Genomic DNA, 16127 nt, shown 5'->3' with positions numbered 1-16127 from the left:
GCTCGCACGGTCTTGGAGTTGCGAGAATATGACCGCGCTGTAAGCTAGGTATCCCGGTCGACTCCAAATGCTCCTGTTCGCACTGAGCACCCTTGTCGTGCAAACCCTGACGCAGACGTCGTCGACGGATGCGGCGCGGCGCATGCCACCGGTGTCCGCGGTGGACTCGACTCGGCTCGTCAGGGCGGCGCGATCTGCGCAGACATCATTCGAGTCGTATCGGAGAAACCGCCTGCCCGTTGGCGGACACACGAGCGGACCCTGCGAGGTTCGGATCGGGCGCTACTGCTATTGGCGCGGCGATGATGACGACGACAAACCGCCGCCGATCGAAGCGCCGGAGATCCGCGCACGTCGCGACGAGATGCTCAAAGGGCTCGACACAACCGCACGTCTCCTCGCAGGTGACGCGTGGGTCGCCGGTCAGTTGGTCCGGTATCTCGTCGAGGCGAATCGCACGGACGACGCCTGGCGATTTGCAACAACCGACTGCAGAAGCAGCGCGACATGGTGCGCGGCGCTCGCCGGATACGCGGCACACAGCGGGCAGCGATTCGCCGCCGCAGACTCGGCATTCACACTCGCTCTGGCCGCGATGGATACGGCCGAGCGTTGCCGATGGCTCGATCCGTCCAACATGATGGACGGCGATCTCGCCAAACGATTCGATCGACTCGACTGCGCGGCGCGCGAAGGCTTCGTGCGGCAGCTATTCTGGCTCGGCGCGCCGTTGTATTCCGTCAGCACAACGGATCTCATGACGGAGCATCTGTCGCGCATCACGCGCGCGCGCATCGCGGAGCACTCCGCAACGGTCGACGGCGAAGTGTGGGGCGACGACATGCGCGAGCTGATGACGCGATACGGTTGGCCCAGATGGTATAGTCGAACGCTTCCCGATTTTGGGTCGCAACGCGCGCCGTCGATCACCGGGCATGACGCAGGCTTGCCCTACAACTACCTGCCAACGCTCCGTGCGATCGAGCACGTCGGCCAGGTGAACGGTCAAGATTGGAAGCTCGATGACCCGCGAGCGCTCACGGGCTATGCGCCACAATACGCCCGTTCGATGCACGACGTGCCGAGCCAGCTCGCACTCTTTCGCCGCGGCGATTCGACGCTGGCCGTCGCAGCGTGGGATGCGCGTCGCGACACGACCCTCATCGGTCGACGTCTCGACGCTGCGCTCGTTCTCGCACCACTCGGCGCGGGCGGCACGATCGCTCGACAGGACGACGCGAAGGCGATCGGACACCTCTCGGTGGTTGGCATCGTTGACTCCGGAGTCGTCAGTCTCGAATTGCTGGCCAAGGACGATCGGCGCGCTGGTCGCGCGCGTATCGGCATCGCTCCCCGCGCGCCCGAACGTCTCGCGCTATCCGATCTCTTGCTCTACACCTCGTCGGAGTCGGCGCCGACCGAACTGAGTTCCGTTCGGGACAGCGCACTTGCGAGCACGGTCGTTCCCGGGTCGCGCGCGATCGGTGTGTTCTGGGAGACGTATGGGCTGCGTCCGCAGAGCGAGCCCGTCCACTTTTCGCTGACGGTCGAGGAGATTGAGGTCGGACTCGTGCGACGAGTTGCCGAGCGATTGCGCTTCTCCGATCCAACGTCGGCGCTGCGCGTGCAATGGGACGAGGTTCCGCTACAGCACAACGGGATCGCTGGTCGCGGCGTTCGTGTCGACCTGTCGAGGCTGCGCGCGGGGCGCTATCGAATGCAGCTGGCCGTCTCAGCCGACGACGGAGCGTCGGTCGTCGCGAGTCGCGACGTCACCGTGCGCTAGCGCCGCAGCGACAAGACCCTCGTCGCCGTCGCCCTCGTATTGTATACAGGCGACTCGTCCCAGAAAAAAGTGGCTACATCCGTTCTTTGTCTCTGGCGGGCTCGCGTGCGAGGGAGCACATTCGTGCTTCCCCCCACTCCCAACCTCGAGTCTTGCCTCGGGGACCTTGGGTCCATACGTTGATTTATAACATGGGCGCCAAACCAATGCACAGCATCCAGTCGACGACGACAGACGCACAGGCCGTTGAGCGTTCTATGAACGCTGTCCGCAGCATCGTCCGAGCGCTCCGCGTCAACACGCGGGCAATCGAACTCAAGATGGGCATCAGCCTGGCTCAGCTGTTCGTACTCCAACAGCTCGCCGAACGCCCTGCTGATTCGCTCAATGACCTGGCCGAACGCACAGCGACACACCAGAGCTCGGTGTCCGTCGTGGTGCGACGACTGGTCGAACGTGGATTCGTTTCACGCACTGCGTCCTCGACCGACAAGCGACGAATCGAAATCGCCGTGACCCCGTCGGGACGTCTGTTGCTCGCCGGAGCTCCGACCACCGTGTCGAACCAGCTCGTCGGCGCACTTCAACTAATGACCTCTCCCGAGCGCGACACGCTCGGACGGCTGCTCGAGCGTTGGGTTCGCGATGCGAACATCGATCTCGCGGCGCCGCCGATGCTCGGAGAGGATGAACCCGAGGTTCGTTCAGCGAGTGCCTGAAGCAGATGGTTTTCCGTTGGACCGGGCGCACGGAATTCCCGTTGCGCCCTCGCTTGAACCCGAGCTCGACGCATTCCTCGTCCCTCCGGAATATTCGCCAGTCGACTCACGCGTCGCGCTGGTCTCGGGAATATCAGTTCTCGTAGGAGCTGGCGCGGCGGTCGTTGCCGGGCTGCTGGCCCGGCTGATCGGGCTCATTACAAATATCTCATACTTCGGTCGCTGGTCGACCGATTTCACCGCGCCGAGTACTGACCGACTCGGCGCGGCCTCGGCGCTGATTCCGGTGGTCGGCGCGGTGATCGTCGGAATCATGGCGCGCTATGGCGCTGCGGCGATTCGCGGGCACGGCATCCCCGAGGTGATGGAGCGGGTGCTGTACAACCGCAGCAAGATCTCGCCGAAGATCATGTTTTTGAAACCGCTATCGGCCGCGGTGGCAATCGGCACGGGCGGACCGTTTGGCGCAGAAGGCCCGATCATCGCCACGGGCGGCGCGCTCGGCTCACTGATCGGGCAATTGATCCACGTCACCGCCGACGAACGAAAGACGTTGCTCGCCGCGGGCGCGGCGGCCGGAATGGCGGCAACGTTCGGCAGTCCGGTGTCCGCGGTGCTGCTGGCGGTCGAACTTCTGCTGTTCGAATACCGTCCGCGATCGATCATTCCCGTCGCGCTTGCATCGGCCGCGGCGACTGGGTTCCGCTCGTGGTTCGTCGGCGCCGAACCGGCATTTGCCGTCCCTGCGTTGGCGCAACCGTCGTTGGGCGCGCTATTCATTTACATGGGGCTCGGGGCGTTGATTGGTGTACTCGCCGCGTTTACCACTCGCATCGTTTACTGGATCGAAGATCTCTACGAAGAACTCCCGATCCACTGGATGTGGTGGCCAGCACTGGGCGCCATCGTCGTGGGCCTGATTGGGCTAGTCGATCAGCGAACGCTCGGCGTGGGCTATGCGAACATTGGAAACATTCTCAGCGGTAACCTGGTTGGACGCGCGCTGGTGATGCTGATCGTTCTCAAGTTCATCTCGTGGTCCGTGTATTTGGGTAGCGGCACGTCCGGCGGCACACTTGCGCCCCTGTTCACGATCGGTGGCGGCGTTGGCGCTCTCTTTGGCGATGTGGTCTCTCGGACCGCTCCAGGCCTGGGAGTCGATCCGCACGTCGCGGCGCTCGTTGGCATGGCGTCGATCTTCGCCGGCGCATCGCACGCGCTGCTCGCGTCGATCGTGTTCGCATTCGAGACGACGCGGCAGCCTATGGGCCTTCTTCCCTTGTTGGCGGGTTGTAGCGCCGCCTACCTGCTCGCTCTGCTCCTTTCACGCAGTTCGATCATGACGGAAAAGCTGGCGCGGCGTGGAACACAGGTGCGCACGGAATACAGCGCAGATTTTCTCGATCGCGTACTCGTGCGTGATGCCGCGGCGCGCGATGTCGTGACGATCGCCGGCGATGAATCGGTTGGCGCAATTCGCGCATGGCTGTCGACGAAAGCGCGAGAGACGACCCACCAGGGGTTCCCGGTGGTAGACGGCGACGGCGCGCTACTTGGCGTCCTGACGCGTCGTGATCTCGTCGAGGAGCGTCATGCTGCGACGATGAGAGTTCGAGAACTGCTCACACGAGCGCCGGTCGTCGTGTACGAAGACAACACGTTGCGCGAAGCAGCCGATCACATGGTACGCGCCAGCGTGGGACGGCTGCCCGTCGTCGCCCGAGGCGGAACGCGTCAGGTGGTCGGAATCCTCTCGCGCAGCGACCTTCTCGGGGCACACGGACCGCGTTTAGACGCAGCCATGGTTACCGAAACGCCGCCCATCGGACGGCGCTGGGTACGCGACCACATGGCGCGGGCCGCGCGTTAACGCTTCCAGTGGCGCTGGCGCGCGATCTCGATGCCGGACACACACGTCGCGAGCCAGATGAGACCTGCGGCGAGTCCAGCGCTCGCGTCGCTCACGAAGTGTTGACCAAGGTATAGCCGGCTGACCGTGATTGCCGCCACGAGCGCGACGGCGGTCGTAAGCACGAGCGTGCGAACCAGCGGCTTGCGAACGAACGTCAGGACGAGATAGGCAAGCATTCCGTAGCCGACGACGACGCCGAGTACGTGCCCGCTCGCCAATCCGGTGCCCCAGTCGATGAGCACGATGTCGGCGAACGGAAGTTCGGAGCGACGGACCACAAGGCGAAGTGTGGCGTCAAGCAGTGAACCACCGATGAACGCGGCGCACCACCCGATCGCCTCGAGGCCGCGCCTCCGGAGCGCGAAGACGAAACCGCCGCCGATGAGCAGCAACGTCATCGCGCCGCGTCCACCCAGGCTGCTGAGAAAGCCGAACAGCCCGAGCGCACCCGGCGTTGCCGAGTCGCGCAGCCGGCCAGCAACGACCACGTCGAAGCGCGTCAGCGGCGAGCTCTCGACGAGACCTTCGGTGATCGACGCGAAAATTGCGATCACCGCGAGGCACAGCGCAAAGCCGATGAAGAGATGCAGCGCAAGGTATTGGCTCTGCGCATATCGGCCTGAAACGAGCCGCCAAGCGAATGGGTGATGCGTTCGCAGATCGCTCATGCGCGCCGTGGTCGACGAACGCTCGTAGCGCTCATCGAGCGACGCGACGACCGTCGAACGGTTTCGGTCGAACCAGCGCCAGAGAAACACGAGGCCGGCGACGAGCGCGATGAGAATGGCCAGCAGCAGGCTCACGCGGCCGATGTAATGAATCAGCCGCGGCAGGTTGCGGCCAAAGACATATCCAAGAACGCTGAATGTCCCGACCCAGATGATGCCGCCGATCGCGTTGTAGAGTGCGAAGGTTCGCAGCGGCATGCCCGAGATGCCGGCGAAAATTCCAATGAAGCTGCGCAGGAACGCCACGAAGCGTCCGAGTGCGACGGTCTTCGATCCGTACTGCTGGAAGAACGTGTGCGTCTTGGCAAGGCGGGTCTCGTTGAGACCGATCCACTTGCCGTGTTTTTTCGCGGCCGCATGACCGCCACGAACACCGAGCCAGTAGCCAGCGTGTCCGCCCAGGATCGTTCCAACACATCCGGCGATGACAACGCCGACGATCGACAGCGTCCCTCGCCCCGCGAGTGCGGCCGCCGTGACAAGCGCGGTCTCTCCCGGAACCGGAACACCAGCAGCTTCGATCGTGAGAAAGACGGCGACGAGTACGTACCCGTACTGACCGACCCACTGATTTACAACGTCGAGCATCCGCTAGTCACAGGCCCGGGTGGGGGTGGGGGTCGGTGTCGGCGATCGGAAAGCCACGGCGCGAGAAGGTCGAAAGCTCGATGGATCGCCGTCGGGCCACAAGCGCCAGTCTTCCACCGGGCTCGCCGATTCGCGAACGTTGTGCACCTGTTGGACACCCCATTTCCAAGACGCGATGATCGACATTCTGAACCTGGACAGCCTCGAGCTCTTGGCCCGTGAACGGCTCGAGCCTTCGCTGTTCGACTATATCGCCGGCGGTGCCGGAGACGAGTGGACACTCCAGGAGAGCCGAGCGGCCTGGTCGCGAATTCAGCTGTTGCCGCGAATGTTGCGCGGCGTCGGCGACCGACGGGCCGAGACGACAGTCCTCGGAACGCCGGTCTCCTTCCCCGCTCTCGTCGCGCCGATGGGGTTCCACGGACTGTGTCACCTCGAGGCCGAAGAGGCGACGGCACGCGCCACAAGCGCCGAGGGCACGATCTTCTGTGCGAGCACGGTGTCGAACAAAAGCCTCGAAGCGATTGCTCAGGCGTCGGGGGGCCCGCGGTGGTTTCAGCTCTACGTGTATCGCGACCGCGGCATGACCCGCGCTCTCGTCGACCGTGCGGTCGCCGCCGGCTATACCGCGCTCTGCCTCACGGTCGACACGCCCCTGGCCGGCCATCGCGAGCGCGACCGCAGGAACTCGCTGCGCATGCCAGCGCACCTTGAGCTCGGGAATTTCCCGGCGTCGCACACCGAGCATCATCATCACGGCGCAGGCAAGGGTTCAGCCCTGGCGCAGTACATTGCCGCCATGTGGGACCCGACGCTCAGCTGGGCCGACGTCGAGTGGCTGCAGTCGATCTCGCCGCTGCCGGTGATCGTGAAAGGCATTCTGGCGCCGCAGGACGCGGTCCTCGCCGTGGAGCATGGGGCGGCCGGCGTCATCGTGTCGAACCACGGCGGCCGGCAGCTCGACTCAGTGCCAGCGCCGATCACGATGCTTCCGCGCGTCGTAGAGGCCGTGGCCGGTCGCGTGGAGGTACTGATCGACGGCGGCGTGCGGCGCGGAACAGACGTCCTCAAGGCGTTGGCGTTTGGCGCTCGCGCGGTACTCGTTGGACGCCCGGTGCTGTGGGGCCTGACGCTCGACGGCTCCGACGGGGTTCGCGCTGTGTTGCAGCAACTCAAGGCGGAGTTCGACTTGGCAATGGCGCTGAGCGGCTGCTCGACCCTCGAGCAGGTGACTCGCGACTTGATACTTTCCTAATAGGCTGCACTATGGGATGCGCGACGAATGCCCGACGACGAGCTGCCAGCGTCCGTCGCGCCACACGAACACGTCGGTAAAGCGATTCTTCCGTGTGTACGACTGTCCGGCGCCATTCGTGCCTGTGACAGTCGTTCGCGCGTTGAGAATCGCGACGTCGCCGTGGAGTTGGAGACGCGGCTCGTCGAGAGTCTCGATACTCGACGACTTCTTGCAGCTCGTTTCGCCGGCGAGATCTTCTTTCTTCGTCGTCACGCCACCGGAGGCGTCCGTGAAGATGAACTCGTCGGCCTCGATGCGATCGAAGTAGCGATAGTCGCAGTCGCGATTTGCTTTCGCGATGTCCTTTTCGATCGTGAGTAGCTCGAGGAGCGTCTTGTCCTGATCGCGCGCACGTCCTGCGGTCTGCGCACCGACAACCGGCGCAGAGAGTGCGAATGCAAGAAACAGGATGCCAGTTCTCATTCGTGCGTCCCGGGTGGGGGCTGTGGCTAGCATACCAGCCGGACCGCGGCGTGCACAAGCGCCATAGACACAAACCGGCCGGTTCACGACGTGAACCGGCCGGCACATTCTTCTGCGTTTGTTGCGCGTCGCTTTAGTGTCTGATCGCGATCAACCAAGCGGCGGTGACGGGACCGCGCGTCGCGCGACCACCCGGCGTCGTCGCCGGTGTGCTCGGGCCATACTCCGGCGTGAAGACGTAGGCGACGTGCTTCACGTCGTCAACCGTGACAGTTCGCGCACCGCGCATCGTAGGGACGGTCTCGACGACAGTGTACTTGTCCGGCGAATCCTCGTGGACGATGGTCACGTTGCCGGTGCCCGACGGGATGTACATCAGCTTCTGCGATTGATCCCAACCAAGCGCATCAACGTTGTCGCCGTTCGCAATCTCGGCGACGACCTTGCCGGTGGTCGCGTCGGTGACGACGGACTTCTTGCCGCAGCCCGAGAAGATGCGATTGGTCGTGCGATCCATTGCGATGCCGGTCGGTCCGTCACACGGCTCGATGCTCCACGTCGCAACGACTTTCCACGTCTTCGTATCAACGACGTCGATGGCGTTCTTGTCTTCGAGGTTGATAAAGATGCGGCCCTTGCCGTCGCTCACGCCGCCTTCCGGCGCCGTTCCGCTGAGCGGGATGGTCGCGACAGCTTCACCGGTCTTTACATCGATCACCACCGCCGTGCCCGACGGCTTGCTGTGATTGATCGTGAGGATCTTGTCGGTCGCATCATCGTACATGATGCCATCGAGTCCGTCCTTTCCGGCCTTGACCTTCTTCTTCACGCCGAGGGTCTTCATGTCGAACATCGACGAGCTGGAATCGCCACCGTTGGTCGTGAAGCCCAACCCCGCCTTTGGCGCGAACGCAATGCCGTGCACACGCGGCGTGTCCATGATATCGCCAACGACTTTGCCATTGGCGCCGTCGATGACCATAACGTGATTGCTGCGCGAGATGAACACGCGACCCGACAGCGGTTCGGCCGTCAGATAGTCGAACGCGCCGTCGCCACCGATGTTGTACTTCTCGACCTTGTACTTCTGCGCCGACGCGCTGGCGGAGAATGCTGCTACCGCGAACGCCGCGGCTGTCGCAACTGAATGAACGCGCATGGTTCGACCTCGAGAAAGTGGAAGTGCTAGTCTCGCGCGGCGAGCGTGAAGCCACGCCCACGCACCGCGACGAGCAACGTTGGAACGACGAACAGTGTGATCGGCGTCGAAAGTGCGAGACCGCCGATGACGGCGAGTGCGAGCGGCTTCTGCATGTCGCTCCCCGCCCCAATGCCCAGCGCGAGCGGCAGTAGTCCGAACAGCGTGCACAGCGTCGTCATGAGAATTGGACGAAGCCGAATGCGCGCGGCCTGACGTAGCGCCGGTTCGAGCGACAGACCGTCGTAACGCATGAGGTGCCGCGTGAAGTCGAGCAGGATGATGCCGTTCTTCACGATGAGTCCAACGAGCAGAATCAGCCCCATGAACGACGAGACGTTCAGCGGCACACCCATGATCACGAGGAGGCCAACCGCACCGACGAACGACAGGGGTGCAGCGAGCAGAATGACGATTGGCTCGACGAACGAACGGAATTGCAGCACCATCACAGCAACGACACTCGCCGCGGCAAGAGCAAGAACGAGCAGTAGCGCGCGAAAGGCCTGCTGCTGGCCGGCGTACTGGCCAGCCAATTCCACGCGCACTCCGGCCGGCGGCGGCTTCTCGGCCAACACCGCCTTCACGTCGGTCATGACGTCACCGAGCGCGCGACCCGCCAAATCGCTGTGCGCAGCGATCATCTGCTGCTGGTTCTCGCGCAGCAGTTCACCGCGGGCCTCAGTCGGCTGGAACGACGCAAGCGACGCAAGCGGCGCCGTGGCGCGCGTCTGCGCCGAGAACACGGGAATCGCGCCAAGCTGCTGCGGATTGAAGCGGACGGAATCCGGCGCGCGAACGCGCACACCAACCGAGCGGTCGTCGAGGCGAATTTCGCCAGCCTGCTGCCCGAGCAGTGCACCGCTCACCTGATCGGCCACCTGCACCGGCGTTAGCCCGATCCGATTGGCCTCAGCCTGGTGCACGGTCATATCGAGCTCCGCGCTCGGCTCACTGACGCCGTTGAAGAAATCTTCGACGCCGTCGACCTTCGACAGCCCGGGCTCGAGCCGTCTGGCGTATGCCTCGAGGCCATTGAGGTCAGCGCCGTACATCTTGATCTCGACCGGACGGGCGGCTCCGGCGAGATCGTTGATCACGTCGGAGAGAATCTGCACGAACTCGACGCGTACTCGAGGGACTGCGGCTTCGACCTTGCCGCGCACCTCGTCAATCACCTCTTGCGTCGAACGATCGCGTTCGCGTTCCGGCTTGAGACGCACGACGATATCGCCGCGATTCTGCTCTGTCGCGAAGAGGCCGAGCTCCGCGCCGAGTCGACGGGATGTTCCCGTGATCTCAGGCGTGCTCATGAGGATTTGCTCGATCTGATGTACCTGTCGATCCGTCTCGGCGAGCGCAGTACCGCCTGGGCTGAAGTAGTCGAGGACGAACGCGCCCTCGTCGATTTCAGGAAGGAAGCCGGTGGATGCTACGCGTTGGACGAGGAAACCGGCGACCACGAGAAGAGCCGCGGCAGGTACGATCCAACGCGCGTGTCGGAGCGCGGCGCCCAGGGCACGTTCGTAGCGATCGGAGAGCGCGTCGACACCGCGACCGATCCAGGCGAGCGGACCGCGCGATGGTTTCGCGTTCTTGGCTTCCGAATCGCTGTCTGCCACGGTGAGATAGCGCTCACTGAGCAACGGAATGATCGTCAGGGCTACGACGAGCGACACGAGAACGGCAATCGTGAGCGTGACCGACAGTGCGTGAAAGAACTGTCCTTCAACGCCAGTGAGCAGCCCGAGCGGCAGGAATACGACGACGGTGGTGATCGTCGACGAAGTGACAGGCCAGATCAGCTCCTGAACCGCGTCGCGAATCGCAAGCGTACGATCAGGCTGGAGCGCGACGTGTCGAACGATGTTCTCCGTGATCACGACGGCGTCGTCGATGACGATGCCAATCGCGATGGCCATGGCGCCGAGCGTCATCAGGTTGAACGTCTGGCCGACGAGCGACATGATGAACACCGTGATCGCCATCGTGATTGGGATCGACGATGCGCTGATCGCGGTCACGCGCGCGTGACGCAGGAAGATCAGAAGCACGATCACGGCGAGCAACGCTCCGACCAGCATCGCGTCGCGCACCGACTTTACGGCGTCGCGCACGAGCGAGGCCTGATCGTACAGCGGCTTGAGCACCAAACCTTGCGGGAGTGTCTTCTGCAGGCTGGCGGCAATCTGGGCAACGCTGTCGGCGATCCCGAGCGTATTGCCGCCGATCTGTCGCGTGATGTTGATCAGTGCGGCCGGCTTGCCGTCGCCCGCCACGATGCGGACGTGATCCTCGGTGCCGCTCTTCACGGTCGCCACGTCACCGACGCGCAGACCGTGGGCAATCACAATGTTCGCGATGTCGTCGGTGGACCGCGCCTCGCTGGTCGTCACGATCAAGTACTGCTTGTAGTCCTGCGGCATGCGACCGACGGCGCTTACCGTCGTCGCCGCTTGAATCGCATTCGCGACGTCGGCGAAGGTCATCTGCTGCATCGCCAGGCGCGCCGGATCAGCCACGACCTCGATCTCGCGCACATCGCTTCCCTGCACATCCACGCGGCCAACACCTGGCACGCGTGAGATCAGCGGTTTGACCTGATACCGGGCAATGTCGTACAGCGTTGCCGGATCACCGCCCTCGAGGTTGTACGAGAGAATTGGAAAGACCGACGGCGTGAGCCGTTCGATTTCGATGTCGAGGTTGGCCGGCAGGTCGTTGCGCGCCTGATTGACGCGGGCCTGCACCTGCTGCAGCGCCACGACCATGTCCGTCGACGGCGAGAAGGTGACGTTCGTCTCGCTTCCGCCGCGAATCGAGCGCGACTGCACCCTCGTTACGCCCGGAATGATACTGATCGCTTCCTCGATCGGGCGCGTGATGCTGAACAGCACCTGCCGAGCGCCGAGCGAACTGCCATTCACGACGACGGTGACGCGCGAGAAGGTGAGCTCAGGGTAGATCGCCGACGGCAGCCGCACGGCCGCCCAGATTCCCGCGCCGCTGAGAACAGCGATCGCGAGATAGACGAAGCGTCGCTGCTGCGCGAGAAGCCCGAATAACGAGCGCTGCTCGGTCACGGCTTTTCCGCTTTGGCCGAGTCGTTGAGCGGCGCGAGTGGAACCACCTTGGCACCATCCTGCATGCCGTACGCGCCGAACGTCACGATACGTTCTCCGACCTTGAGTCCGTCGGTGATTTGCGCAGTCGTGGCGGTCTTACCGCCGACGGTGACCGGTTGTGCGTGCGCGACGTTGTCTGCATCCACGACAAACACCTTGAACGAGTCGCCGTCCGGAACGAGCGCGTCGATTGGAACGACGATCGCGCCAGTGTGCGTCAGCAGGGCGATCGCGCCAAAAATGGTCTCACCAATTCGCAGCGGTCTTTTCGTGGTCGGCGCTTGCACCCGCACCGGTACGCTTCGCGTCGTCGAATCGATCGTACTCGCAATGTCGATCACGGTGCCAACGCCGAGCTGCTCACCGCCCTGCGATTGACCGGCCGTGAGAATCGTCTTGGCGCCCGGACGAACGCGACCCGCGTCCGACGGGGTGACGCTCAACACGACGTCGAGCGCGCTCGGATCCGAAATCTCAATCAGCGGCTGCGACGGATCGACCGACGATCCAATCGTCGCGACCACTCGAGTAACGACGCCGGAGATCGGCGCCTTGATGATAGAGAGGTTCTCAGCGCGGCGCGCGACATCGAGTTCGTTGCGCGCGCGCGCGAAATCGGCAGCAGCTTGCTCGGCGTCCTTTCGCGGCGTGATGCCTTCCTGCGCCAAGCGCTGCTGTCGCTCGTTCGCCTTCTGTGCGGCGTCATAGCTCGCCTGCGCGGCCTCTAGCGACGCACGGAATGGCGCCTGATCCAGCTCGATCAACGGATCGCCGGCGCGCACAGCTCGACCCATCGCCACGAGAACCTGACCGACTCGCCCAGGGGCAGGCGCGCTGAGACTCGCAACGTGTCCGACGCGCGCGGTCACTGTCCCGATCGCACCGAGCGTTTCGGTAAATGGCTCGGCTGCGACGACGGCGGTCTTGGCGCTGACGCTCGGTTGCTTCTCGGCCGCGGGTGCCTCCGCCTTGTGACAGGCCGCGACGAGAAGGATCAACGGGGCAACGACGATCGCCCGATGGTAGGAATGCCTCATGGCTGGGAATCCGCAGTGGAGAACGCAAGCGCACGCAACTCGGCGGTCGCAATCCACGCGGCTGCGAGATCGTCGACGTATTGCGCCAAGAGTTCGCGCGCGGTGCGCCGTGCTTCGAGAATGTTCGCGAGAGTCGATGCGCCCTCGCGATAGGCTGTGAGCGCCATGGCTGACACGCGCTCGGCGCTCGTGATGAGCGCGCGATCCCGCTCGACGCGCGCGAGCGCCACCTGGCGTTCGCGCGTCGCGTGAGCGATCTGATTCTTTGCTTCGACTTGAGCGAGCGTGAGTTCCGCCGCTGCTCGAACGCGTTCTGCTTCCGCCTGCGCGATCGCGCCGCGATTCCGATCGAAAAGAGGCAAGCCTATTCCCACGCCAAACGTGGGAAGGAAGCCAGGAACGTCAGGATCTCCCGCCTCGAAACCGAACGAGATACTCGGTAGCGACCAGATGGAGCGATGCTGCAGGCGCGCCGCCGCGGTCGCCGACTCGAGCGAGATGGCCGCAGCCTTTTCGCTGAGCGTGGTGGCGGGTGTAGCGGCTCCTGGCGGAAGAGCGAGTGAATCGGTCGCGAGAATCTCCAACCGTTCGGTCGTCATGCCGAGAACGGCCTGAAGGTCGAGCAGTGTCGAGACCAACGTGAGCGAATCACCGGTGGCGAGGTTCGTCTGCTGGCCCGCGTTGACGCGCGCGAGCTCGACGTCCATCTCGCTCGCATCGCCCGCATCTCGGCGACGCTGCACCATGTGCAACACGCTGTCGGCGTCGAGCGCATTGCGTTGCGACAGTGCGAGTCGCTCTCGCGCCGCGAGCGCGCGAGTGTACGTAGTATCGGCGTCGAGAGCGATGGTCGCCCGCGCAAACTGATAGCGAAGCCGTGCCGCGTCCAACCCAAGGCCCGCCGAGCGAATTCGCAGTTGGCGGAGCATGGGAAAGTCGATCGGAACGTCGACACTGAAATGATATTTTGGAACGGAGCGGCTGTAGCTCGCGGTCAGCGCCGGATTCGGCAGCGCTCGCGCTGCGATGACCGCTGCGCCGGCAACCGAGGTATCGGCCCGGGCTACGCCGAGCCGGGCGCCGCGCTCGAGGGCGGTCTGAATGGCGCCGGCGCGCGAAAGCGGAGTTGTCTGTGATTGGACTGGCGCAGCATAGGCCGCGCAGGCCACGAGCAGGGCGATGCGAACGCGCATGACCTCGGTATTTAGCTGGATGCTGAAGGCTAGCGGCCTGGACCTGTCAGGAAGATGACACCGGCGTAGCGGACAAGTCTCGCGGCAACTGAACGACTACGCGCGTTCCCCGCCCTACGTCCGACTGAATCGCGATGGTCCCCGCATGTTCGTCGACGATCCATCGAGCGATCGCCAGACCGAGTCCGACGCCCTCCGACGTGGCCGTCGTTTCCGACGCCGCGCGGGTTCTCGACGTGTCTGCGCGGAAAAAGCGATCGAAAACGAAAGGAAGTTTGTCCGGTTCGATCCCGACTCCGGTATCGGACACGGTGAGTTCGGCGGTGGCGGGTGTAGCGCGCACTCCAATCCGAACCATTCCCCCGGCCGGAGTGAACTTGATCGCGTTGTCGAGCAGAATCACGACCAACTGTCGCAGCAGGGTCGGATCTCCGTAGACAGGAGCCTCCTCGAAATCGTCCACCTCGAGGCGGACAGACTTTCGGTCGGCGATAACGCGCACGGCTTCCGCTGCATCGAGGGTGAGGTCGTCGAAGAACACGCGACTGCGCGCGACGGTGCGTTCCCCGGCGTCCGCGCGCGCCAGCATGAGCAAATCCTCAACGATCCCACCGAGCCGCTCGCTTTCGCGTTCGATGCTGCGCAGCGCGATCAGATATTCATCCGGTCCGCGAGGGCGTTGCATCGCAACTTCGGCGCGGCTTCGCACGACGGCAATCGGCGTTCGCAGTTCGTGGGCCGCATCCGCCATGAACTGGCGCATCTGCGTGATGGCACGTTCCACGGGAACAGTCGATTGGCGCGCGAGAATCCAACCGCCGGCGGCGACCAATATCAGCGCGACGATCGCAGCGGCACCGAACGAGGCGATCAGCGACGCGTACCGATCCTCGAGCTCGATTTCGTTGGCAATGGCAACGGCGACGACAGGCGGGCCATCGGGCAGGTCGACACGTTCGGCGTAGGCGCGAAGAATTCCATCGTCATGATCGCTGTGCGTACGCGCCTTTGTGTGCGACTTGGCTGCATCACGCGCCAGCGACCGTACCCACGACGCCGGCTCGTTACCGCTCAACGCGTGGCCGGTGGTGTCGAGAAGCACGAGCGTACGCTCAGGAATACGAAAATCCGCCGACGGATCGAAGAGTCGAGTCACGTCGCCGTGTGACGCAGCGACGCGCAAACGCGCCAGGCGCGCGAGTTCATGTGTCGCGTCGCGCAGCGACTCATCGAGCTCGTGGTCGAAGCGCCGAGTGATGGTGGCGAATATTCCGCCGCCGAGCAGGGCGAGAATGACGAAGAATGTCCCGACGTACCACGCCGTAAGGCGAAGGCGCAAACGACCGAGCGAACTCGGAACCGCAACGGCCGAACGTCTTCCGTTCTGGCTTGTGCTCATTCCCCGAGCCGGTATCCCGCGCCCCGGAGCGTGTGAATGAGCTTGACCGAAAAACCTTCGTCGATCTTGAGTCGGAGTCGGCGGACCAGAACTTCGAGCACGTTGGTGAACGGATCGTGATTCTCGTCCCACACATGCGCGGTAATCGCCGCACGGTCCACGACCTGATCGTGATGACGAACGAGAAACTCGAGCAGCGCGAACTCCTTGGCCGTGAGCTCGATGGGACGTCCACCGCGGCGCACGCGGTGCGAGCGCAGATCGACCTCGAGATCGGCGATCGTCAGCGTCTCGGGCAGCGGGGTTGGGCGTCGCCGCGCTAGCGCGCGCAGACGAGCAACGAGTTCGCGGAAGGCGAAGGGTTTGGTGAGATAGTCGTCGGCACCGGCGTCGAGACCGCGCACGCGATCGTCGACGGCGTCGCGCGCCGTGAGCATGAGCACCGGCGCACCGACACCGCGTTGACGAAGCGATCGGCAGAGATCGAAACCACTGCCGCCGGGAAGCATCACGTCGAGGATAATGACGTCATACGCGGCGAGCACGGCGCGCAGTCGTCCGCCCTCCAGGGTCGATTCCCGCACGACCTGGAAGCCATGTTCGCCTAATCCGCTCTCGATGACCTCGGAAAGCTCCGGATCATCCTCGACCAACAGGACACGCATCGCCGCGCAGGAATTGAATGAGGGGTTCCTTCGATCAAACTACTCGCAACGCGGCGG

General features: G+C 64.0%; 12 protein-coding genes. 4 read left to right on the top strand and 8 right to left on the bottom strand.

The genetic code is table 11. The features are described from left to right. Nucleotides 1-67 precede the first annotated feature (67 nt). The 3 genes from AC6H4Z_RS09255 (at nt 68) to AC6H4Z_RS09245 (ending at nt 4375) form a co-directional block, all read left to right on the top strand. Nucleotides 68-1786, top strand: coding sequence for a hypothetical protein (locus AC6H4Z_RS09255; RefSeq protein ID WP_497546470.1), 1719 nt, complete (start codon nt 68-70; stop codon nt 1784-1786). Nucleotides 1787-2043: 257 nt separating this feature from the next. Further along, nucleotides 2044-2505, top strand: coding sequence for a MarR family winged helix-turn-helix transcriptional regulator (locus tag AC6H4Z_RS09250; protein WP_497546469.1), 462 nt, complete (start codon nt 2044-2046; stop codon nt 2503-2505). Then, on the top strand, nt 2498-4375 hold the full coding sequence (locus AC6H4Z_RS09245) for a chloride channel protein (RefSeq protein ID WP_497546468.1): 1878 nt from the start codon (nt 2498-2500) through the stop codon (nt 4373-4375). Before AC6H4Z_RS09250 ends, AC6H4Z_RS09245 begins: the two co-directional genes overlap by 8 nt. On the opposite strand, the gene AC6H4Z_RS09240 is transcribed toward AC6H4Z_RS09245, so the two are convergent. Further along, nucleotides 4372-5733 (bottom strand): bifunctional DedA family/phosphatase PAP2 family protein, encoded by a 1362-nt coding sequence (locus AC6H4Z_RS09240; RefSeq protein ID WP_497546467.1) that lies wholly within the window; start codon nt 5731-5733, stop codon nt 4372-4374. The genes AC6H4Z_RS09245 and AC6H4Z_RS09240 overlap by 4 nt on opposite strands. 175 nt (nt 5734-5908) lie before the next feature. On the opposite strand from AC6H4Z_RS09240, the gene AC6H4Z_RS09235 reads away from it, so the two are divergent. Then, nucleotides 5909-6988 carry an alpha-hydroxy acid oxidase gene (locus AC6H4Z_RS09235; protein ID WP_497546466.1) on the top strand — a complete coding sequence of 360 codons (1080 nt, stop codon included), beginning with the start codon at nt 5909-5911 and terminating at the stop codon, nt 6986-6988. Nucleotides 6989-6997: 9 nt separating this feature from the next. Here AC6H4Z_RS09235 and AC6H4Z_RS09230 read toward each other — a convergent pair whose 3' ends face one another. The 7 genes from AC6H4Z_RS09230 to AC6H4Z_RS09200 all read right to left on the bottom strand — a co-directional run bounded on the left by AC6H4Z_RS09230 (nt 6998) and on the right by AC6H4Z_RS09200 (nt 16070). After that, nucleotides 6998-7453, bottom strand: coding sequence for a nuclear transport factor 2 family protein (locus AC6H4Z_RS09230; RefSeq protein WP_497546465.1), 456 nt, complete (start codon nt 7451-7453; stop codon nt 6998-7000). 133 nt (nt 7454-7586) lie between these two features. Next, nucleotides 7587-8612: a YncE family protein gene (locus AC6H4Z_RS09225; protein ID WP_497546464.1), complete on the bottom strand. Its 1026-nt coding sequence runs from the start codon at nt 8610-8612 to the stop codon at nt 7587-7589. A gap of 26 nt (nt 8613-8638) precedes the next feature. Then, a complete protein-coding gene (locus AC6H4Z_RS09220) occupies nt 8639-11734 on the bottom strand; it encodes an efflux RND transporter permease subunit (RefSeq protein ID WP_497546463.1) in 3096 nt (1031 codons plus the stop codon). Continuing rightward, nucleotides 11731-12813 (bottom strand): efflux RND transporter periplasmic adaptor subunit, encoded by a 1083-nt coding sequence (locus tag AC6H4Z_RS09215; RefSeq protein ID WP_497546462.1) that lies wholly within the window; start codon nt 12811-12813, stop codon nt 11731-11733. The genes AC6H4Z_RS09220 and AC6H4Z_RS09215 overlap by 4 nt, the downstream gene beginning before the upstream one ends. After that, nucleotides 12810-14006 (bottom strand): TolC family protein, encoded by a 1197-nt coding sequence (locus AC6H4Z_RS09210; RefSeq protein WP_497546461.1) that lies wholly within the window; start codon nt 14004-14006, stop codon nt 12810-12812. The genes AC6H4Z_RS09215 and AC6H4Z_RS09210 overlap by 4 nt, the downstream gene beginning before the upstream one ends. 46 nt (nt 14007-14052) lie before the next feature. Then, nucleotides 14053-15405: a sensor histidine kinase gene (locus AC6H4Z_RS09205; protein ID WP_497546460.1), complete on the bottom strand. Its 1353-nt coding sequence runs from the start codon at nt 15403-15405 to the stop codon at nt 14053-14055. After that, nucleotides 15402-16070, bottom strand: coding sequence for a response regulator (locus tag AC6H4Z_RS09200; RefSeq protein ID WP_497546459.1), 669 nt, complete (start codon nt 16068-16070; stop codon nt 15402-15404). The genes AC6H4Z_RS09205 and AC6H4Z_RS09200 overlap by 4 nt, the downstream gene beginning before the upstream one ends. Nucleotides 16071-16127: the final 57 nt, after the last annotated feature.

The sequence above is a fragment of the Leucogemmata humicola genome (assembly GCF_055379415.1).
Note: the sequence above shows the minus strand (reverse complement) of the source record. Positions and strands in the feature narration are given on the sequence as shown.